This is a genomic window from Streptosporangium sp. NPDC000095 (genome assembly GCF_042899335.1).
Taxonomy (GTDB): domain Bacteria; phylum Actinomycetota; class Actinomycetes; order Streptosporangiales; family Streptosporangiaceae; genus Streptosporangium.
In genome coordinates this window covers 145,990-165,966 of sequence record NZ_JBIAZS010000015.1, presented here as the reverse complement: position 1 = coordinate 165,966, position 19,977 = coordinate 145,990, and the positions used below count along the sequence as shown (strand labels likewise).

Genomic DNA, 19,977 nt, shown 5'->3' with positions numbered 1-19,977 from the left:
AAACGCCAGAAGTGCCAGCGAAGGGTTTCAATATGAGCGGCGAGACAGAATCTAATCAAAGGATAGTTAGCCGAAAGCGATCCAGTTATTTATTGCCTAGAGTTTTCCTTGCAGCCACGACTGTCAACTTGATCTGGGAGATCATAAAGAAGAATCTAGATTCAAATATCGTTAAATCGTGGCCGTGGAGGTTGACTCTGCTTGACATCTCAACAAGTGCGACCTTGGCAAGCGCTGTTCTGGCCCTGCTTTTGGCGCGATCTCAACTGGCCCGAACCCATCGCCCAGTAATTAACTACTCTTCATTTCCGGCTAAGAGTTTGTTCATCAAGAAAGCCGAACGTATCATTCGTGTCCGCAACGCCGGGGCGGGCCATGCAGTTGTCCACACGATTAAGTATAGATACCGGCCAGCCGATCCGAGGAGTGGAGTGGAGATAGGCCCTACAAGTGACTGGATGGATTGGTACGGTATCGTCGATGAGCTAGACGATCGGCACCTGAAAAATTTTCGAGACTACGCACTACCTCGCATCGGGAGTGGGGCAACTCTTCCGCTATCTAGCACTGTCGATACGGGCATGGAATTAGTGACATTCACCAAGAGGGCGATGCTGGCGCTAGCGCAATTCGACGTGCTGTTACGCATCGAAGACACTTTGGGCGACCAGCATGAACAAATCCTAGTATGCATGTCACGGGGCCATAGAGAGGAAGTTCGTGAAGAGGCGAGTAGAAAGAGATCGTTCTTTCGGAGATGAAATCCCTTTTCGTAAGAACGAGTGGTACGGCCGCGGGCGGTTTACCCTTTTAAGGCCGGGCCGGTCGCGACAATGCGCGCCGTAGCCGAGAGGCGAAACCGGCCTGAGGCTCTTATGCGTGGTCGGTGCGGGCCGCGGCCGGCCGAAGAGTCGCAGCGCGGCAAGCGACCGCTCGACGCGCGGCGGGCCGCCGAAGGCGGTTCGCTCTTGAAGACGTAGAGAAAGGTTCTCATCCGGAGTAGGCGGACTTTATGTGGTCGCCCTCTGCCAAGCGGAGAACACCGCGACGTCCCTCGGCCGGTTCAGGCTCGCCGGGGACGAGGTCCGGACGGCCTGTCCATGCGTGACCGGCGGCGCGGGCCGCGCGTTCACTTGAGCGGGTCGTGCCCCCAGTTCATGAGGGAGTATCGCCAGCGGGTCTCCTTCACGTCCCCGGACGGCCGCTGCGTCAGATGGCGGCGGACATAGCCGATCACCTTGCGCATGTGGGCGTAGTCGTCCTCTCCCAGGTCGTCCTTCCGCTTCCGCAGGATCTCGATGATCCGGCGGCCGGACCGGTGGCCTGTCGACTCCTCACCACCCGACTTGTCCCCGACGCTCTTGGACTCCTCGGTGTCCAGCCAGCGTTCCAGCTCCGCGGCCGTCATGTTGACCGCCTGGTCGAAGTCCGCGGCGATCCGCTCGCCGTCGTCAGTCATGGCGGTTTTTCCTACGCAGCGCCGACGGCTTGTGCACGGCGGTCTTGCCGCTCTTGTCGCTGCGTACGAGATACTGCGGATCGTCGGCCGAGGCGTCCACGGTACGGCCCGCTTCCTCGGTCCGCTCCGTGATCTTCTTCTCGACCCTGCCCGAGGTCGACGAGCCGTGGCTCTCCCACGTGACCTCGTCACCCACGTCGAGGTCGTCCTGCCTGCGCTTGTCGGTCATGGCCGACCCTTACCCGCACCCTTTCGAAACCCATCGCGCCGGGCTCGAACCCAGGCGCTTCGCTGGATCGGATCGCCCTCAACGATCGACGGGGCGCCGTGGTCGATGGCCGGTGTTTAGCAGGTGGTTACTCACCGATTGCCACCCCGGCCCGGTGCCCGGCGAGAGCGGGCGCCGGGCTCCGGGGCGGCTGCGAGCGGTTCCACACCTCCGCCGAGTTCACCGGCGGTGCCCGGAATACGGTGTCGAGCCCTGAGGGGGGTGCGGGTCATGGGTGGGCGAGGATGAGGACGAAGTCGCCGGTGGGGTCGATGTACTGGCGGATCATCCCGAAACCGGCCGCGAGGAGTTCCCTGCGCAGTCCCTCGGTGCGGAACTTGGCGCTGATCTCGGTCCGGATCTCCTCTCCGGCCGCGAAGGAGATCCGCAGGCCGAGGTCGCCGATCCGCACGCGCATGGCGCGGCTCGCGCGCAGCCGCATCTCGACCCACTCGTGCCGCGCGTCGTACAGCGCGACGTGCTCGAAGGCGTCCGGCTCGAAGTCGGCGTCGAGCTCCCTGTCGATCACGCGCAGGACGTTCCGGTTGAAGGCGGCGGTCACCCCGCTCACGTCGTCGTACGCCGCGACCAGCCGGTCGGCGTCCTTGACCAGGTCCGCGCCGAGCAGGAAGGTGTCGCCGGGACGGAGCGTGGCGCGCAGTTCCTTCAGGAAGACCTCGCGCGCCGCCGGGGTCAGGTTGCCGATGGTCCCGCCGAGGAAGGCCACCATCCGCCGTCCGGTACGGGGCAGCAGGGCGAGGTGCGCCTCGAAGTCGGCGCAGATAGCGCGCACGGTGAGGCCACGGTAGCGGGAGGCGAGGCGGTGCGCGGCCTCGCTCAGGGTGGCCGCGTCGACGTCCACCGGCGTGTAGGCGCGCAGCGTCCCGGCCGCGGAGAGGGCGTCCAGCAGCAGGACCGTCTTCTCGCTCGTCCCCGAACCGAGTTCGACCAGAGTGTCCGCTCCGCCGCGTACGGCGATGTCGAGGGCCTCCCTGCGCAGGATGGCCAGCTCGCGACGAGTGGGATAGTACTCGGGCAGCCGGGTGATGCGGGAGAACAGCTCGCTGCCCGCCTCGTCGTAGAACCACTTGGGTGGCAGCCACTTCGGCGTCGATGTCAGCCCGGCGCGGACGTCGTGTTCGAGTGCCTGCCGGAGATGGTCGCGGCCGAGATGGTTGACCAGGCGGATGGTCGGCTCACTGACGGTCACTGGGCCTCCTGGATGTGTGGGGGCCACGATCCCGCTCGCCGGTCCGTGGCCGGGTACTGTGCTTTCTCGTGGTCTCACCCCGCCCGGTCACAGCGGCTGGACGCTCACTCCGTCGGGTGAGGCGAGAACCAGGGTGTGATCCGGCACGGCCTGCCAGCCGGGCCGGTCGTCCAGCGGCTCGCTCGCGACGAGCACGCCGTCGCGCGGGTGGCCGTCGAGGCGGAGGAAGAGCGTGTCGCCCCAGGCGGTCGCGGCGATCGACGCGCCGTCGCAGGCGAGGAGGTTCAGGCGGGCGCGGGAATCCTTCAGCCCGGCGCGGGTGACGACCTCCGCCAGGGCCTCGCCGAGCGGGTCGCCCACCCGCCGCCTGGCGAACACGGCGGCGGCGAGCCACGCGGAGTCGCAGGAACTCTCCGCGTCGTCGGCGAGCTCCCTCACCGTCTCTCGCGAGACGCGGCCGTTGTGGCTGAGCAGCCACGGTCCGTCGGCGAAGGGCGCGGTCGCGCTCTCCTCGATCGGCATCCCGGCACTGGCCGACCGTACGCAGGCCAGCAGGCAGCCGGAGCGGGCCGTTCGAGCCAGGCCCGCCAGGTTGGCGTCGGCCCAGGCGGGGATCGTCCGGCGGTAGCGGACCGGCTCCGCGAGGGCGTCGTACCAGCCCATGCCGAAGCCGTCGGCGTTCAGCCTGCCGTGGCGCTGCAGGCGCGGGGCGTAGGACTGCCGGAGCAGGCCGTTGACCGGCTCGTGGATCAGCGAGGCGAGGGTGCGTGGAGCGCCCAGCCAGGACGCGTGGCGGCACATCTAACCGCGCTCCGCAGGACGCCCGGTAAGACGTTCCGCGAGGCGCTCCGCCGGGCGCTCCCGGTGGCGTCCCGGCGAACTTCCGGGCGGACCTTTCGGGGAGTCCCCTGGGGATCGGGGCGTGGAGCGCCTGGCGGAGTGGCCGGGGGAACGCCGCGGGGAGTGCTCGGGGGAGGCCGAGCGGGCGCACCGGAAGCCGGCGAAGATCTGCCTGCGGGCCGGGCGGTCCCAGTTCCTGAACGTGGTGCGGACCACGGCCGGGTCGGAGGCCCAGGACCCGCCGCGCAGCACCCGGTAGCGGGCGCCGAAGAACACCTCGCTGTACTCGCGGTAGGGGAAGCTCCGGAAGCCCGGGTGGGGCAGGAACCACGAACCGGTCCACTCCCACACGTCCCCGATCATCTGTTCGGCGCCGCAGGGACTCGCTCCCAGCGGGAAGGCGCCGAGCGGGGCGGGCCGTGCCGCCCGGTGCCCGAGGTTCGCCACGCCGGGGCCGGGGTCGTCGTCGCCCCACGGGTACGTCCGGGCCCGACCGGCCTCGGCGTCCCAGCCGCAGGCCTTCTCCCACTCGGCCTCGGTGGGCAGTCGCTTTCCCGCCCACCGGGCGTAGGCGTCGGCCTCGTACCAGCACACATGCTGCACGGGTTCGTCCATGGGCACGGGCTCGGTCCTGCCGAAACGGCTACGCCACCAGGTGTCGCCGTCCCTGGTCCAGAACAGCGGGGCGGAGGCGTGGTTGCGCCGCAGCCAGCGCAGGCCGTCCGGGGACCACCAGCGGGGGTCGTCGTAGCCGCCGTCCTCTATGAAGTCCGCGTAGGCGCGGTTGCCGACGGGCAGCCTGTCGATCCAGTAGCCGGGCAGGTCGAGCCGGTGGGCGGGGCGCTCGTTGTCGTAGGCCCACGGCTGGGTGTCGGTGCCCATCATGAAAGGCCCCGCGGGGACGAACACCTCCTCGGAGCCGGGCGCTCCCGCGGGAGGCAGGTCGCCGTCGCGGACCAGTCCCGGCCGCCCCGACAACTGCAGGGTGGCGAGCATCGTCTCGTCGTGCTGGTGCTCGTGCTGGATCACCAGGCCGAAGACGAAGCCGTTCCTGCGCAGCGGGTCGGGGTCGTACGGGTCGACCGTGTCCAGGACGTCCAGCACCCGGCCGCGCACCCCCTCGATGTAGCGGCGTGCCTCGGCCGGCCCGAGGATGGGCAGGGACGGGCGGTCGGCACGCGGGTGCTTGAACGCGTCGTACAGGTCGTCGATCTCCGGGCGGAGCGGGGTGATCCCGCCGACCTCCCGCAGCACCCACAGCTCCTCGTAGTTGCCCACGTGGGCCAGATCCCACACCAGGGGTGACATCAGCGGCGAGTGCTGCCTGACCAGCAGGTCGTCCTCGGCGTCGGTGTAGGTCGTGGAGCGGTTCCGCGCGGCGGTCAGTTCGGCGGCGATCCGTTCCTTGAAGTCGCTCATCGGCTTCGTCCTTCCTCGGCCAGCCAGTCGGGCAGGCGTTCCGCCGATTCCCTCACCAGATCGAGCAGGTCGGCGGCCGGGGACCGGCCGGGTGTCACGTGGCGGTCGGCGAAGGCGGCCACCTCGCAGACCAGGGCCGGGGCCGCCCCCAGCCGGGGCAGCGCGCCGAGGGCGGCGCGGAAACAGACGTCGGCGGCTCTGCGCAGCCGGGGCTCGGCCAGGCCGTGGCGCGCCGCCGACGCCCACATCCCCGTGCACGGCCCGGCCGCGGCCAGCGCCGCGTCGGCCGCGCGGTCGTCCGTCACCAGGGCGTGGGTGACCGCCGCGCACACCGGCCAGATCGCCGGGTGCTGGGCGTCGAGGTAGCGGATCTCCAGCCAGCCGCGCGGCCGTACGGGCGGGAAGAGCGTCGTGGCGTGGTAGCTCAGGTCCGCCAGGGTCGGCGGGTGTTCCGGCGAGGCGAGCCGGTCGCGGAAGGTCGAGCCGTCGAGGACCGGACGGTAGGACTCGGTGTCCTCACCGTCTCCGCCGGTGTCGCGGTCGGTGTCGCGTACGGCCATGAGGCGGGCGTCGAGCAGGTAGTCCGTCCACGCGGCGCCGGGGTCGCGGCTCACCGGGACGGCGGCCGTGCGCGTGCGGTCGAGCCGCTCCCACACCGCCTGGCGTCCCGACATCCATCCGCACGGCCGTCCCTCGCTGAGTGGCGAGTTGGCGAAGGCCGCCACGAGGACGGGCCCCAGCAGGTGGGCGCGTTCCCAGCGGGCCGCGGGTCTGTCGCCCAGGTCCAGGTTGACCTGGACCGACGCCGTCGAGCACATCATCAGCGCCCCGTACGGGGTGCCAAGGAAGCGCGCCATCACCTCGTACCTGGGTAGGCGCAGCTGCCGCCTGGGCGGTCGCAGCGGGTCGAGACCCAGCCCGCCCAGCACCAGGCCGGCGTCCCGCAGTGCCCGGCGCACCGCGTTCACGTCGGCGCTCAGCAGGGCGATCGCCTTCGGCAGCGAGCCGGGCGGTCCCGAGAGCTCCAGCTGGCCCCCGGGTTCGTAGGTCACCAGGCTCCCTCCGGGGAGCGGGGGCAGGGCGTCGGTGATCCTCGCCAGCGGGACCTGGCGGGCGGGATCCGTACGGTCGAAGACCAGGAACTCCAGCTCGACACCCACTCGGTCGCCGGGGGAGCCGAGGAAACAGCGTCGTGCGAAGGTCTCCACATCCGTGGCGTTCCGGATAAGTGTGTTCTCGGTCGCCAGACCGGTCATCCTCATCCCCTTTCGCCTTATATGTCCATTTAGGTATGGATTTATAGAGCCGCGAAGGCTCAGGCGTCAGGGGGAGTGGAGGGCGTCGAGGCGCGCGAGGTCGCGGCGTCTCGTCCGGCCTTTCGATCGTCGCGGCGCCCTCCTGATGGAGGGCGCCGGGAAATGGTGGCTCTGAAGGGGAAATTCCCGTTCTGGCCTAGTTCGACACCTTTTGGTGAGTTACGTGGTATTTGACGGTGTCAGCCGGGGTTCTGTGCGGGGAGGGCCGCGCCGGTGCCCGGCTTCTCGGTCTTCGGCTTCTCGGCCTCCGGCCCGCCCGTGCCGGGCCCGCTCGTGTCCGGCGCGCCGGTGTCGGGTTCCCGGGGTGGGTCGCTGAGCTGTTCGCGGATGTAGTTCCATACCACGGCGATCAGGGCGGCGACCGGTACGGCGAGCAGGCTGCCCACGATGCCCGCGAGGTTGCCGCCCAGTGTCACCGCGAGCAGGATCACCGCGGCGTGCAGGCCGAGGCCGCGGCTCTGCACCATGGGCTGGAACACGTTCCCCTCAAGCTGCTGCACCGCGACGATGATGGCGAGCACGATCAGCGCGTCGGTGAGGCCGTTGGACACCAGCGCGATGAGGACCGCGACGAAGCCGGCGAACAGGGCTCCGACGATGGGGATGAACGCCGAGACGAAGGTGAGGACGGCGAGGGGGAGGACGAGGGGCACGCCCACGATCCACAGGCCCAGGCCGATGAAGACGGCGTCGAGCAGGCCGACGAAGGCCTGGGAGCGGACGAACGAGCCGAGGGTGTCCCAGCTGCGGGTGGCCACGGCCGGGACGTCCGTGGCGAGGCGGCCGGGGAGCTGGCGGGTGAGCCAGGGCAGGAAGCGCGGGCCGTCCTTGAGGAAGAAGAACATCAGGAAGAGCGCGAGGACGGTGTTGACCAGGCCGTTCACCACGGTGCCGACCCCGCTGAGGGTGGCGGTGACGATGCTGCCGACGCTGTCCTGGATGCGGGAGGCCGCGGTGTCGAGCGCGGTGCTCACCTGGTCGGCGCCGATGTTCAGCGGCGGACCGGCGGCCCACCTGCGCAGCTGCTGGATGCCGTTGCTCACGCCGGTGGCCAGCTCGCCGGACTGCGAGGCCACGGGGACGGCGATCAGCACCACGGTGCCGGCGGCGAGCAGGAGGAAGAGCACGGTGACGGTCGTGGCGGCGAGGGTGGGGTGCCAGCCGTGCCGGCGCAGCAGGCGGGTCACGGGCCAGGTGAGCGTGGTGAGGAGCAGGGCGATCACGAGCGGCCAGAGGATGGACCACATCTGGCCCAGGATCCACAGGCTGACCGCGGTCATGAGCACGACGAGCAGCATCTCCAGGGAGATGCGCGCCGAGGTGCGCAGCGCGGTGCGGGTCTTGGTGGCGTTCAGCATGGCGGGCACGTGTTCACCCTAGACATGGTCGGGCCCACGTCAACGCGAGGCTCGGACCGGACCGCCCCTGATGGGTGGATCGGCACGTTTCCGCAGGTAGAGCGGGTATGTTCGGGAGCCGGTGGTGGGGAGACGGGGTAGCGTGCTCATATGAGCAAATTTTGGCTCATGTGTTGCCGTGAGGTTAACGTCCGATTTAGCGTGCGTTATCTAAATCACACCCCGGAGGTCCCATATGCGTAGATTGCGGCTGCTCACCATGCCCGCGCTCCTCCTCGCCCTCACGGCGATGTCCGCCTGCTCGGTGTCGTCCACCCCCGGCGGATCCACCGCCGGTGCCGACCAGAAGGCGGACGGCGCGATCACCATCGGCTTCAGCCAGGCGACCCAGCAGTCCCCCTTCTACGTGCAACTGCGCGAGGGGGCCGAGGCCGCCGCGAAGAAGGCCGGCGCCACGCTCCACTTCGCCGACGCGGACGGGGACGTCACCAAGCAGAACAACGACATCCAGGACCTCATCACCCGGCAGGTCGACATCCTGCTCATCAACCCGGTGGATCCGCAGGGCGTGCAGCCCAGCCTCGCCGCGGCCAAGGCGGCCGGGGTCTCCGTGGTGACCGTGGACCGGCCGGTGGCCGAGGGCGCGGTCGCGCACGTCGGGCGGGACAACAAGGCGATGGGCGAACTCGTCGGCAAGCGGCTCAGCGAGAAGCTCGGAGCCGAGGGCGGCACCGTCATCGAGATCCGCGGGGACGCCGGTGGAGCCGTGGCGCGCGACCGCAGCGCGGGCTTCCACGAGGCCGTCGAGGCGAACCCCAAGATCAAGATCGTCGAGGGGCCGTACTCCGACTACGTCCGCGCCAAGGCCGTCACCGCGATGCAGGACCTGCTCCAGGTCCACCCGGACGTCGCCGCGGTCTACGCCCACAACGACGACATGGCGCTCGGCGCGCTGCAGGTCCTCACCGAGAACGGCAAGGACAAGGTCCTGGTCGCCGGAGTGGACGGGCTCATGGAGGCGGTCAAGCAGATCGCCGACGGCGACCGGTACGTGGCCACCGCGCTCAACGACCCCATCTCCCTCGGTGCGACGGCCGTCGAGACGGTGCTCAAGGTCCAGAAGGGCGAGCAGGTCGAGCCCTCGGTCGACGCGGGCACCGCGCTGATCGACGGTGAGAACGCCGCGAAGTACGTCGGAGAGACCGAGTTCGCCCAGACCCTCCCGTAGGCGACCGTTCCCCGAAGGACCGGCCCGCAGGGGCGGGCACGCGGGCATCCGCGGCGAAGGCCGGTGGTCCGGGTCGTGAAAGACCCCAGGAGGACCCCTGGAGGACACGACCCGCGACGACCGACACGCGAGAAGCAGAAGACGAGGAAGAAAGAAGAAATGCCGGAAACCATGCAGGCCGCAGTGCTTCACGCCCCCGGGGACATCCGGGTCGAGCAGGTACCCGTGCCCACACCGGGCCCCGACGAGGCGCTCGTCCGCGTCGCGGCGTGCGGAGTGTGCGGCTCGGACATCCCGCGCATGCTGCGTGCCGGGGCCTACCGTTTCCCGATCATCTGCGGCCACGAGTTCTCCGGGCACGTGGTGCGGATGGGCGATCGGCTGTCGGCCACCGGCCGGGTGCGGGAGGGTGACCTGGTCACCGTGCCGCCGCTCATCCCCTGCCACGCCTGCGGACCCTGCAGCCAGGGCCGGTTCGGCCTGTGCAAGAACTACGGCTACTTCGGCAGCCGCAGGGACGGAGCGTACGCGCAGTACGTCTCCGTACCGGCCGAGAACCTGATGGTGCTCCCCGACGGCCTCGACCCCAGGGCCGCGGCGATGCTCGACCCGGCGGCGATCGCGCTGCACGCCCTGTGGCGCACGAAGATGCGCGGAGGCTACCGGGTGGCGGTGGTGGGCGCAGGCCCCATCGGGCTGTTCGCCGTGCAGTGGGCGCGTATCGCCGGGGCCGCCGAGGTGCTCGTGATCGAACTGGACGAGCGGAAGGCGGCCATGGCGACGGAGGCCGGGGCCACGCACACCGCGGTCAGCGCCGAGGCCGCCGCCGAGGTGGCCGGAGAGGGCTACGACGTGGTCATCGAGTCCGCGGGCGTGCCCGCCACCGTCGACCAGGCCGTGGGCCTGGCCGGACGGCACGGGGAGGCGGTGTTCATCGGCATCCCGCACGACCCCGTGGTGCTGCCCAAGTCCACCTTCAGCTCCTTCCTGCGCCGCGAGGTCACCCTGCACGGCGCGTGGAACTCCTTCTCCGCGCCGTTCCCCGGCGAGGAGTGGCGGGTGGCGGCCAGCACGCTCGCCTCGGGCGACCTCGCCTGGAAGTTCATGATCACGCATGAGCTGGGGCTGGACGCGCTCCCCGAGACCATGGTCAGCCTCGGCGAACGCTCCATTTTCAGCTCCAAGGTCCTGTTCATGCCGAACGAGGGGTGACCGTGAGCGCTTTCCTCGCCCTGGACCTGGGAACCGAAGGCGCCCGCGCGGCGGTCTACGACGCCGACGGCGCGCGGCTCGGGGCGGGCGACGAGTCCTACCCGACCACCTTCCCCAGGCCGGGCTGGGCCGAGCAGGACCCGGACCACTGGTGGCGGGCGAGCGTCCACGCCGCACGGGCGGCGCTCGCCGAGGCGGGCAACCCGGAGATCGCCGGTGTCGCGGTGGCGACCACCGCCTCGACGGTCGCCGTGCTCGACCGCCACGGGCGCCCCCTGCGCCCGGCCCTGCTGTGGATGGACAGCCGGGCGAGCGAGGAGTCGGCGCTGACCGCGCGGATCGACCACCCGGCCCTGCGCTACTCGGGCGACTGCGACGCGGTGGAGTGGCTGGTGCCCAAGGCCATGTGGCTGGCCCGTCACGAACCCGAGGTCTACCGCGCCGCCGCACGCGTCGTCGAGGCCGTGGACTACATCGTGTGGCGGCTCACCGGACGATGGGCCGGATCGCAGATGAACGCGGTCTGCAAGAGCAACTACGACCCACGCGGGGCGGGGTTCCCGCACGACCTGTACGAGCAGCTCGGCATCGGCGATCTCGGCGACAAGCTGCCGGACGAGATCGTGCCGGTCGGTGACCCGGTGGGGCCCCTCGGCCCCGACGCCCGCGAACAGCTCGGGATCACCGGCCCCGCCGTCGTCGCCTCCGGCGGGATCGACGCGCACCTGTCCCTGCTGGCCGTCGGGGGCGCCCGCGAGGGGCGGGTGTCGATCGTGTGCGGCACGTCCAACGCGTTCGTCACCGAGATCGCGGAACCGATCTTCCCCTCCACCGTGTGGGGCCCGTACCCGGACGCGTTGCGCGAGGGGCACTGGCTGGTGGAGGGCGGTCAGGTGAGCGCGGGCTCGGTGCTGGCCTGGGCGGGCGAGCGGCTCATCGGGCGGCCGAGATCGGAGATCGGCGGGCTCATCGAGGCCGCGGCCGCGCTGCCGCCGGTCGAGCACGGGCTGATCGTCCTGGACTACTTCATGGGAAACCGCACGCCGCTGCGCGATCCGCGGCTGCGCGGCGCGGTGCTCGGGCTGACCCTCGCCAGCACCCCCGAGCAGGTCTACCGGGCGGCCGTGGAAGGGGTCGCGTACGGCACCCGCCAGGTCATCGACTCCTTCGTCGCGGGCGGGATCGGCGTGGAGGAGATCTTCGTCTCCGGCGGCATCCGGCACAACGAGCTGTGGCTCCAGACGACCGCCGACGTGCTTGGCCGGCCGATCAGCCTGGCCACCGGGGACAACCTCACGCTGCGCGCCTGCTCGGTGATCGCCTCGGTGGGTGCGGGACGGTACGCCTCGCTGGCCGAGGCCGCGGCACACTACGAGCCGAGGATTCGCGTGGTCGAGCCGGTGGCCGAGCACCGGAACCCGTACCGGCAGGGCTACGACGACTATCTCGCGGCGACCGCCGCCACCACGGCGATCGCGCACCGGCTGAGCGCACCGCGACGAGGGGACGGGCTGACATGAGCATTCCCGTGGACTATCACGACCAGCTCTACCAGGTCGCCGTCCGCTACTACGAGAGCGGGGAGACCCAGGAGCAGATCGCCCACCGCATGCATCTCACCCGCTGGAAGGTGGGCCGGATGCTCGCCGAGGCCCGCCAGGCCGGGATCGTGCGGATCGAGGTGCTGCACCCCAGGTCGAGGGTGCACGCCCTGGAGCGCTCGCTCAGGGAGCGGTTCGGTCTGCGCGAGGCGATCGTGGTGGCGGGGAACGCCAGGAACGACCCGGAGTACCTGCGCGACCGGGTGGCCGCCGCGGGGGCCGACCACCTGATGGCGATGCGTCCCGCGCCCCAGCTGATCGGCGTCTCCTGGGGACGCACGCTCGACCGGCTGGCCGGCGGGCTCACCCCCGGGTGGGCCACGGGCGTCAACGTGGTGCAGGTGAACGGCGCGCACAGCCGATCACGGCAGCCGACCACCGCGCACAGCATGGCGAACCTGATCGCGCACCACGGCGGCGGCACCGCGACGCTGCTGCCCGCCCCGGCGATCCTGGAGCAGGAGAGCACCCGGGCGGTGCTGGAGAGCGACCGGGCCGTCTCCGACGTGCTCGCCCTCGCCGGCCGCGCCGACCTGTTCCTGTTCAGCCCCGGAGGTATGGGCAGCGACTCGGTGCTGGTGGACTCCGGCCAGATCGACGCCGACGACGTCACCCGGCTGGCGCGGGCCGGCGCGGTCGGCGACGTGCTCGGCCGCTTCGTCGACGAGCGCGGCCGGATCGTCGATCCGGGCCTGGACGGGCGCACGCTCGGCCTCTCGCTGGACGCCCTGCGCTCGGCCACCACCTCCGTCGCGCTCGTCAGCGGCGCGGCGAAACACGCGGTGTGCCGGGCGGTCGTGGTGAGCCGCCTCTGCGACGTGCTGATCACCGACGACCAGAGCGCGACCTACCTGCTGGACACCGCGACGAGGGAGGAGCCATGACGGACACCGCCGAGCACCCGAGGCTGCGGATGGCCGGGATCGTCAAACGCTTCCCCGGCACCGTCGCCCTGGACGGCGTGGAGCTGACCGTACGCCCCGGCGAGGTGCACTGCCTGCTGGGCGAGAACGGCGCCGGCAAGAGCACGCTCATGAAGATCCTTTCTGGCTCCTACCAGCCGGACGAGGGCACGATCCTGCTGGACGGGGAACCCTTCAGGGCCGCCACCCCGCACGCCGGGCTCGCCGCGGGCATCGCCGTGATCTACCAGGAGCTGGACCTGCTGCCCGACCTCACCGTCGCGCAGAACCTGCTGCTGGGCAGGGCGCCGAGGTTCGGCCCGTTCGTGCGCAGGTCCCGGCGGGCGCGGCTGGCCCGCGAGGCGCTGGACCGGGTCGGCGCGCGCTTTTCGGTGACCACGCCCGTCAGGGAGCTGCCCATCGCGGCGCAGCAGCTCACCGCGATCGCCAAGGCGCTCACCGCCGACGCGCGAGTGATCGTGATGGACGAGCCCTCCGCCACCCTCGGCGAGAGCGAGCTGCTCGCCGTCTTCGACGTCATCAGGTCGCTCACCGCCGAGGGACGCTCGGTGATCTTCATCTCGCACCGGATGGACGAGGTGATGGAGATCGGCGACCGCGCCACGGTGCTGCGCGACGGCCGTACGGTCGGCGTCTACGACCTGGCCTCGACCGGCCCCGGCGAGATCGTCGCCGCGATGATCGGTGAGGCGAGGGAGCTCATACGCCCCACCGACCACCCCGCGCCCGAGGGTGAGCCGCTGCTGAGCGTCGAGCGGGTCCACCTGCCGGGCCTGATCGACGTCCGCGACCTGGAGGTGCGGCCGGGCGAGATCGTAGGGCTCGCCGGACTCGGCGGCGCGGGCCGTACGACCCTGCTGCGCGCGCTCTTCGGCGACCTGAGGGCACAGGTCACCGCGAAGCTGGACGGGCGCCCGATGCGTGTGGGCAGCCCGTCGGCCGCGGTACGCGCCGGGCTCGCGCTGGTGCCGGAGAGCCGCAAGGAGCAGGGGCTGATGCTCGGCCTGTCCGTGGGCCGCAACGCGGCGATCGCGGCGATCGGCCGGCCCCCGTGGCTGCTGCCCGGCCGCCTCGGGCGGAGGCTCACCCGGCCGGCGCTGACCGACCTGGGCATCAAGTCCGCCGGACCCGACCAGCTCGTGGGAGAGCTGTCGGGCGGTAACCAGCAGAAGGTCGTGCTGGCCAAGTGGATCACCCGGGGCGGGATCAGGGTCCTGCTGCTGGACGAGCCCACCCGCGGCCTCGACGTCGGGGCCAAGGCGGACCTCTACCGGCAGGTGCGCCACCTGGCCGACCAGGGGGTGGCGGTACTGCTCGCGAGCAGCGAGCTCACCGAGCTCACCGCCAACGCCGACCGCATCCAGGTCCTGTACGAGGGCCGCAACGTCGCGTGTTTCGACCCGAGGGTCAGCCCGGAGAACGTCATCGCGCACACCGTCATCACAGGAGCGACTCCATGACCATATCGATCGGATCCGCCACCCCGGCGACCAAGGACCCCGGCGGCTCCAGGTCGCGCCGCGGCACCGACCTGATCGTCAAATCCAACCTGCTGCTGGTCTTCATCGCCTTGTGCGTCGTCGCGACGCTGCTGGCCCCGCAGTTCCTCACCGGCCGCAACATCGCCAACCTGCTGCAGCAGTCGTCGCTCACCGGGATCGTCGCCATCGGCATGACGATGGTGGTGCTGACCGCGGGGATCGACCTGTCGGTCGGCAGCGTGGCCGCCTTCGGCGGGATGACGGTCGCCCTGCTCATGGGGTCGGACGTGCACTTCGTACCGGCGATCCTGCTCAGCGTCGCGGTGGGCGCGCTGTTCGGCGCGCTCATGGGCGGGCTGTCGGCCTACCTGTCGCTGCCCTCGTTCATGACCACACTGGCCGGGCTGACGGCCATTCGCGGGCTCACCTACCTGCTCACCGACGGCAAGCCGGCGGGCGGCGGCGGCTCGGAGGCGTTCCAGCTCCTCGGCGGCGGGTTCATCGGCTACGTGCCGATCATCGGGATCGTGTTCGTCGTGATCACGATCCTCGCCGCCCTGGTGCTGCGGGGCACGACCTTCGGCGAGTACGTCTACGCGGTCGGCAGCAACAAGGAGGCCGCGCGGCTGTCCGGCCTGCCGGTGCGCGGGGTGATCACCGCCGTGTTCGCGGTGTCCGGCGCGCTCGCCGCGCTCGCGGGGGTGCTGCTCACCTCCCGGCTGACCGTGGGCCAGCCCACCGCCTTCAGCGGGCTGGAGCTGGACGCGATCGCGGCCGTCGTGCTCGGCGGCACCAACCTGTTCGGCGGCAGGGGCGGGGTGTTCGGCACGTTCGTGGCGGTGCTGCTGCTGTCGGTGCTGCGCAACCTGTGCAACCTGCTCGGCCTGGGCTCCTTCTTCCAGATGGTGGTGACCGGCCTGATCCTGCTGGTCGCCCTCATCCTCAACATGCTCATCGAAAGGCGGGGCGCTCGTGCCTGACACCGTCCCTGGCTCGTTGCGGGCCTATCTGCACGGACTGCCGGGGGTCGACGAGGTCGGCGTACACCGGCGGGCCGCGGACCTGGCGACCCGGTCCATCAAGACCACGGCCAAGCGCCGGGCGATCGACCTGGCCATCCGGATGGTCGACCTGACCACGCTCGAAGGGGCGGACACCCCGGGCAAGGTACGCGCGCTGGCGGGCAAGGCGATGCGTCCCGACCCCGCCGACCCCACCACGCCCGCGGTCGCCGCGCTCTGCGTCTACCCGGACATGGTGCCGGTGGCCGCCCAGGCGCTGTCCGGCAGCGGGGTGGGACTCGCCTCGGTCGCCACGGGCTTCCCCGCGGGCCGCACGTCGCCGGAGGTGAAGCTGGCCGACACACGTATGGCGGTGGCCGCCGGCGCCACCGAGATCGACATGGTCATCGACCGGGGGGCGTTCCTCTCGGGCGACTACCGCAAGGTCTTCGACGAGATCGCGGCGGTGAAGGAAGCCTGCGGCGAGACGCACCTGAAGGTCATCCTGGAGACCGGGGAACTGGTCTCGTACGACAACGTGCGGCGGGCCTCCTGGCTCGCCATGCACGCCGGGGCGGACTTCATCAAGACCTCCACCGGCAAGGTCACGCCCGCCGCCACGCTGCCGGTCACCCTGGTCATGCTGGAGGCGGTGCGGGACTACCTGGCCGCCACCGGGCGGCGGGTGGGGGTGAAACCCGCGGGCGGCATCCGCACCACCAAGGACGCGATGCGCTACCTGGTGCTGGTCAAGGAGGTGGCGGGGGAGAGCTGGCTGGATCCGGCGTGGTTCAGGCTCGGCGCCTCGACCCTGCTGAACGACCTGCTCATGCAGCGCACCAAGCTGAACACCGGACACTACGCCGGGCCCGACTACTACACGATCGACTAGGGGGACTCCGATCACATGACGGAGGAGATCTTCGAGTACGCGCCCGCGCCGGAGTCACGGTCGACCGTGTCGATCCGGCCGTCCTACGACCTGTTCATCGACGGCGAGTTCGTCGAGGCCAAGAGCGACGAGCGGATCGTCACGATCAACCCGGCCGACGAGGAGCCGCTGTCCGAGGTGGCCGTCGCCTCCGAGGCCGACGTCGACCGTGCCTTCACCGCGGCCCGGCGGGCCTTCGAGCGGGTCTGGTCGCCGCTGCCGGGAGCGGAGCGCGGCAAGTACCTGTTCCGGATCGCGCGCATCATCCAGGAACGCGCACGCGAGCTGGCCGTGCTCGAGTCGCTGGACAACGGCAAGCCGATCAAGGAGACCAGGGACGTCGACCTGCCCCTGGTCGCGGCGCACTTCTTCTACCACGCGGGATGGGCGGACAAGCTGGCCCACGCCGGGCTCGGCCCCTCGCCGCGCCCGCTGGGCGTGGCCGCCCAGGTCATCCCGTGGAACTTCCCGCTGCTGATGCTCGCCTGGAAGGTCGCGCCCGCGCTGGCCACCGGGAACACGGTGGTGCTCAAACCCGCGGAGACCACCCCGCTGACCGCGCTGGCGTTCGCCGAGATCTGCCAGGAGGCGGGACTGCCGCCGGGCGTGGTGAACATCGTGACCGGCGCCGGCGACACCGGCCGGGCCGTGGTCGCCCACCCGGACGCCGACAAGGTGGCCTTCACCGGCTCGACCGAGGTGGGCAGGGAGATCGCCCGCGCCGTGGCGGGCACGGGCAGGCGGCTCTCCCTCGAACTGGGCGGCAAGGGCGCCAACATCGTGTACGACGACGCGGCGATCGATCAGGCCGTGGAGGGGATCGTCTCGGGGATCTTCTTCAACCAGGGACACGTGTGCTGCGCGGGATCGCGGCTGCTGGTGCAGGAGTCGATCGCCGAGGAGCTGCTGGCGAAGCTGCGCACCAGGATCGAGCGCCTGCGGCTGGGCGATCCGCTGGACAAGAACACCGACATCGGGGCGATCAACTCGGCCGCGCAGCTCGCCAGGATCCGCGAACTGGTCGCCGTCGGCGAGGCGGAGGGCGTGAGCGGCTGGTCGCCGGCGTGCCCGATCCCCGAGCGCGGCTTCTGGTTCCCGCCCACCGTGTTCACCGGCGTCACGCAGGCGCACCGGGTCGCCCGCGAGGAGATCTTCGGCCCGGTGCTCTCGGTGCTCACCTTCCGCACACCGGAGGAGGCCGTCGCCAAGGCGAACAACACGCCGTACGGCCTGTCCGCCGGGGTATGGACGGAGAAGGGCTCCCGGATGCTGTGGACCGCGAGCCGGCTGCGCGCCGGCGTCGTGTGGTCCAACACCTTCAACATGTTCGATCCCGCCAGCCCGTTCGGCGGATACAAGGAGTCCGGTTACGGCCGCGAGGGCGGCCGGCACGGGCTGGAGGCATACCTTGGCTGACAGAACCGACCCCCCGTTCCCCGCGCCGGCCCGCGTCGCCGTGCGCAGGACGTACAAGCTGTATCTCGGCGGGGCGTTCCCGCGCTCGGAGTCAGGCAGGTCCTATCCGGTGACATCTTCCCGCGGGGTCCATCTCGCCAACGCGGCCCAGGCGTCCCGCAAGGACGCGCGCGACGCCGTGGTGGCGGCGCGTAAGGCGTTTCCCGGCTGGTCCGGCCGTACCGCCTACAACCGGGGCCAGATCCTGTACCGGGTGGCCGAGATGATGGAGGGGCGCCGGGCCCAGTTCGCCGAGGAGACCGCCGCGGCCGAGGGGGTGAGCAGGGCGGGGGCCGAGAGGCTGGTCTCGGCCGCCATCGACCGCTGGGTCTACTACGCGGGCTGGGCCGACAAGATCGGCCAGGTGCTCGGCGGGGCGAACCAGGTGTCGGGTCCGTTCTTCAACCACTCAGAGCCCGAGCCGACCGGGGTCGTGGGCGTCATCGCCCCGGCCGGCTCCCCGCTGCTCGGACTGGTCTCGGTGCTGGCGCCGGTGATCACCTCGGGCAACACGGCGGTGCTGGTGGCGAGCGAGCGTGCCCCGTTCCCTGCCGTCACGCTCGCCGAGGCGCTGGCCACCTCGGACCTGCCGGCGGGGGTCGTGAACATCCTGACCGGACGCCTGGGTGAGCTCGCCCCGCCGCTCGCCGGGCACGCCGACGTGAACGCCCTCGACCTGACCGGGGCGGGCGACCTCGCCTCAGAGTTGGAGGAGAGCGCGGCGACCACCCTCAAGCGGGTCCTGCGGCCGGGCCTTCACGACGACTGGACCGTCGCCGATCCCGGCGTCTCCCGGATCAGGTCCTTCATGGAGATCAAGACGGTCTGGCACCCGGTGGGCGTCTGACACCGTGGCGGGCCGGCTGGACCTCGGCGGGCGGGCGCGGTCTCCGTTCCTGCCCACGCGCCGGGGTTCGCGCGGGAGCGGCGTTCTGCTCAGGAGCGTCGCCCTCGCGTCCCCGAGGCTCCGGGGCAGGGGGCGCCTCTCACCGGCCCGGCGGGGAAACGCGGGGGTGACACGGGGGTGGGTGCCTGTTAGGCCCCATTTGCCCAGGTGAGAGCCTTAAAGTATGAGATATTCAGACAGGGGCGGTGGGCTGTCGGCGCAGGAGCGGGCCAGGCGCGAGAGGCTGCGGTTCCGGGCCGCCGACATGTTCGCCGGGGAGATCACGCCCGCGCGGGTGGCCCGGCTGCTGGGAGTCACCCGCAAGTCCGCCTACGAGTGGTACGCGCTCTGGAGACGGGGAGGCAGGGCGGCACTGGTCTCCAGGGGCGCCGCGGGCGGCAGAAAGCTCACCGACGAGCAACTGGCCCGGCTGGAGGCGGTCCTGGCGGAGGGGGCTGCCGCCCACGGCTGGGACGACGGCCACTGGACCACCGCGCGTGTCGCCGTGGTGATCGCGGAGAGGTTCCAGGTCTCCTACACCGTGCGCGGGGTGGCCTATCTGCTGGACCGGCTGGGATGGACCGGCCGGTTCGGGTTGCCGATGCGCGGGCCCGCGCGGACGGGTGGCGGATCCCCGGCGTGAGCGGGCTCGTGATCTCCGTGCCGCGTGGGCGGCTCGGCGGGGTCGAGGCACATCAAGATCGACATGGATGCGCATTCCATACCGTGCGCGCGGCTCGGTGAGAAGCCGCCCTCTTGGCGGAGCGGAGAAGCCGCTCGGATGTAACCTCCGCCTTTCCTGCCGGGAAATGATCCCGGACCAAGGCTTTGTCCTTTCTGGGGCGAAGGTCGTTATGGCTCTGAACTAGCGTCTTACGTGGCGTCGATTCGTCATATTTCCTGGAAATCTGATCGGCGCCCTGTAAGTCCTGGCGGCATGCCGGGTTCAACCATCAGACACGGAGTGATCTTTCATGTTCAAGCAGGCTCTCGCCGTCGGCACCTTGGTGGCCTCCACCCTGATCGCCGGCATGACGGTGTCGGCTCAGCCCGCCGGGGCAAGCGTGGCGCCACAGCAGGTCTCGGTGGTCGCCGGAAGCAACCACGACCCCTTCGGTCCCTACGCCTACTACACCAGGTATTCGCCATTCACTTTCTACAACACTTATACGCCCTTCGGCTTCCAGCCCTATTACCGTCCCGTTGTCTACACCTACTGGTAAACCAGGAAAAAGTAGAAAACGGTAATGGGCGAGGCGCGACGGTGCCGGGCGTGGTCACCACGCCCGGCACCGTTCGCCGTCACGGCGCCCGTGGCGCCGTCGTCCGCCGAGGCTCGGCGGACGATCCGGCCGGGGCCTGCCCCGTCGCGGCCCGTTGACGACCGCC

18 protein-coding genes are annotated in these 19,977 nt (G+C 70.6%); 11 read left to right on the top strand and 7 right to left on the bottom strand.

Features of this window, described 5'->3' with window-relative positions:
* Window positions 1-1,129 precede the first annotated feature (1,129 nt).
* The 7 genes from ACFY3V_RS29640 to ACFY3V_RS29610 form a co-directional block, all read right to left on the bottom strand.
* On the bottom strand, window positions 1,130-1,459 hold the full coding sequence (locus tag ACFY3V_RS29640; RefSeq protein ID WP_389778091.1) for a DUF3140 domain-containing protein: 330 nt from the start codon (window positions 1,457-1,459) through the stop codon (window positions 1,130-1,132).
* Window positions 1,452-1,688 (bottom strand): DUF2945 domain-containing protein, encoded by a 237-nt coding sequence (locus ACFY3V_RS29635; protein WP_389778089.1) that lies wholly within the window; start codon window positions 1,686-1,688, stop codon window positions 1,452-1,454. The genes ACFY3V_RS29640 and ACFY3V_RS29635 overlap by 8 nt, the downstream gene beginning before the upstream one ends.
* Window positions 1,689-1,956: 268 nt before the next feature.
* Window positions 1,957-2,937: an L-histidine N(alpha)-methyltransferase gene (egtD, locus tag ACFY3V_RS29630; protein WP_389778087.1), complete on the bottom strand. Its 981-nt coding sequence runs from the start codon at window positions 2,935-2,937 to the stop codon at window positions 1,957-1,959.
* A gap of 87 nt (window positions 2,938-3,024) precedes the next feature.
* Entirely contained in the window at window positions 3,025-3,738 is a 714-nt protein-coding gene (egtC, locus tag ACFY3V_RS29625) for an ergothioneine biosynthesis protein EgtC (protein WP_362896910.1), read from the bottom strand.
* Window positions 3,739-5,196, bottom strand: coding sequence for an ergothioneine biosynthesis protein EgtB (egtB, locus tag ACFY3V_RS29620; RefSeq protein WP_362896909.1), 1,458 nt, complete (start codon window positions 5,194-5,196; stop codon window positions 3,739-3,741). It lies immediately after the preceding gene.
* On the bottom strand, window positions 5,193-6,452 hold the full coding sequence (locus ACFY3V_RS29615; protein WP_389778084.1) for a glutamate-cysteine ligase family protein: 1,260 nt from the start codon (window positions 6,450-6,452) through the stop codon (window positions 5,193-5,195). Before ACFY3V_RS29615 ends, egtB begins: the two co-directional genes overlap by 4 nt.
* A 239-nt stretch (window positions 6,453-6,691) precedes the next feature.
* Window positions 6,692-7,870, bottom strand: coding sequence for an AI-2E family transporter (locus ACFY3V_RS29610; protein WP_362897157.1), 1,179 nt, complete (start codon window positions 7,868-7,870; stop codon window positions 6,692-6,694).
* 235 nt (window positions 7,871-8,105) lie between these two features.
* Here ACFY3V_RS29610 and ACFY3V_RS29605 point away from each other — a divergent pair, with 235 nt between their 5' ends.
* From ACFY3V_RS29605 to ACFY3V_RS29555, 11 genes are all read left to right on the top strand, one after another.
* Window positions 8,106-9,098: a substrate-binding domain-containing protein gene (locus tag ACFY3V_RS29605; RefSeq protein ID WP_350949227.1), complete on the top strand. Its 993-nt coding sequence runs from the start codon at window positions 8,106-8,108 to the stop codon at window positions 9,096-9,098.
* Between the two features lie 159 nt (window positions 9,099-9,257).
* The gene (locus ACFY3V_RS29600) at window positions 9,258-10,310 is read left to right on the top strand and encodes a galactitol-1-phosphate 5-dehydrogenase (RefSeq protein WP_362896907.1); all 1,053 of its coding nucleotides are present in this window, start codon (window positions 9,258-9,260) and stop codon (window positions 10,308-10,310) included.
* A gap of 2 nt (window positions 10,311-10,312) precedes the next feature.
* A complete protein-coding gene (locus ACFY3V_RS29595; protein WP_362896906.1) occupies window positions 10,313-11,830 on the top strand; it encodes an FGGY-family carbohydrate kinase in 1,518 nt (505 codons plus the stop codon).
* Entirely contained in the window at window positions 11,827-12,795 is a 969-nt protein-coding gene (locus ACFY3V_RS29590) for a sugar-binding domain-containing protein (RefSeq protein WP_350949224.1), read from the top strand. The genes ACFY3V_RS29595 and ACFY3V_RS29590 overlap by 4 nt, the downstream gene beginning before the upstream one ends.
* Window positions 12,792-14,294 (top strand): sugar ABC transporter ATP-binding protein, encoded by a 1,503-nt coding sequence (locus ACFY3V_RS29585; RefSeq protein WP_350949223.1) that lies wholly within the window; start codon window positions 12,792-12,794, stop codon window positions 14,292-14,294. The genes ACFY3V_RS29590 and ACFY3V_RS29585 overlap by 4 nt, the downstream gene beginning before the upstream one ends.
* Entirely contained in the window at window positions 14,291-15,295 is a 1,005-nt protein-coding gene (locus tag ACFY3V_RS29580) for an ABC transporter permease (protein ID WP_389778080.1), read from the top strand. Before ACFY3V_RS29585 ends, ACFY3V_RS29580 begins: the two co-directional genes overlap by 4 nt.
* Window positions 15,288-16,208: a deoxyribose-phosphate aldolase gene (gene deoC / locus ACFY3V_RS29575; RefSeq protein ID WP_350949221.1), complete on the top strand. Its 921-nt coding sequence runs from the start codon at window positions 15,288-15,290 to the stop codon at window positions 16,206-16,208. Before ACFY3V_RS29580 ends, deoC begins: the two co-directional genes overlap by 8 nt.
* A gap of 15 nt (window positions 16,209-16,223) precedes the next feature.
* Window positions 16,224-17,663: an aldehyde dehydrogenase family protein gene (locus ACFY3V_RS29570; RefSeq protein ID WP_389778077.1), complete on the top strand. Its 1,440-nt coding sequence runs from the start codon at window positions 16,224-16,226 to the stop codon at window positions 17,661-17,663.
* Window positions 17,656-18,549 carry an aldehyde dehydrogenase family protein gene (locus ACFY3V_RS29565; protein WP_389778075.1) on the top strand — a complete coding sequence of 298 codons (894 nt, stop codon included), beginning with the start codon at window positions 17,656-17,658 and terminating at the stop codon, window positions 18,547-18,549. Before ACFY3V_RS29570 ends, ACFY3V_RS29565 begins: the two co-directional genes overlap by 8 nt.
* Before the next feature lie 223 nt (window positions 18,550-18,772).
* Complete coding sequence (locus ACFY3V_RS29560) at window positions 18,773-19,231, top strand: winged helix-turn-helix domain-containing protein (RefSeq protein WP_350949218.1); 459 nt, start codon at window positions 18,773-18,775, stop codon at window positions 19,229-19,231.
* A gap of 331 nt (window positions 19,232-19,562) precedes the next feature.
* Entirely contained in the window at window positions 19,563-19,811 is a 249-nt protein-coding gene (locus ACFY3V_RS29555) for a hypothetical protein (RefSeq protein WP_389778073.1), read from the top strand.
* The last annotated feature ends 166 nt before the right edge of the window (window positions 19,812-19,977 follow it).

Excerpts from the sequence above, each read along its gene's own strand:
- ACFY3V_RS29640 (WP_389778091.1), bottom strand. The coding sequence starts at position 1,459 with ATGACTGACGACGGCGAGCGGATCGCCGCGGACTTCGACCAGGCGGTC.
- ACFY3V_RS29585 (WP_350949223.1), top strand. The coding sequence starts at position 12,792 with ATGACGGACACCGCCGAGCACCCGAGGCTGCGGATGGCCGGGATCGTC.
- ACFY3V_RS29560 (WP_350949218.1), top strand. The coding sequence starts at position 18,773 with ATGAGATATTCAGACAGGGGCGGTGGGCTGTCGGCGCAGGAGCGGGCC.
- ACFY3V_RS29580 (WP_389778080.1), top strand. The coding sequence starts at position 14,291 with ATGACCATATCGATCGGATCCGCCACCCCGGCGACCAAGGACCCCGGC.
- ACFY3V_RS29570 (WP_389778077.1), top strand. The coding sequence starts at position 16,224 with ATGACGGAGGAGATCTTCGAGTACGCGCCCGCGCCGGAGTCACGGTCG.
- ACFY3V_RS29610 (WP_362897157.1), bottom strand. The coding sequence starts at position 7,870 with ATGCTGAACGCCACCAAGACCCGCACCGCGCTGCGCACCTCGGCGCGC.
- ACFY3V_RS29605 (WP_350949227.1), top strand. The coding sequence starts at position 8,106 with ATGCGTAGATTGCGGCTGCTCACCATGCCCGCGCTCCTCCTCGCCCTC.
- ACFY3V_RS29635 (WP_389778089.1), bottom strand. The coding sequence starts at position 1,688 with ATGACCGACAAGCGCAGGCAGGACGACCTCGACGTGGGTGACGAGGTC.
- ACFY3V_RS29590 (WP_350949224.1), top strand. The coding sequence starts at position 11,827 with ATGAGCATTCCCGTGGACTATCACGACCAGCTCTACCAGGTCGCCGTC.
- egtC (WP_362896910.1), bottom strand. The coding sequence starts at position 3,738 with ATGTGCCGCCACGCGTCCTGGCTGGGCGCTCCACGCACCCTCGCCTCG.
- ACFY3V_RS29615 (WP_389778084.1), bottom strand. The coding sequence starts at position 6,452 with ATGACCGGTCTGGCGACCGAGAACACACTTATCCGGAACGCCACGGAT.
- egtB (WP_362896909.1), bottom strand. The coding sequence starts at position 5,196 with ATGAGCGACTTCAAGGAACGGATCGCCGCCGAACTGACCGCCGCGCGG.
- ACFY3V_RS29600 (WP_362896907.1), top strand. The coding sequence starts at position 9,258 with ATGCCGGAAACCATGCAGGCCGCAGTGCTTCACGCCCCCGGGGACATC.
- ACFY3V_RS29555 (WP_389778073.1), top strand. The coding sequence starts at position 19,563 with ATGTTCAAGCAGGCTCTCGCCGTCGGCACCTTGGTGGCCTCCACCCTG.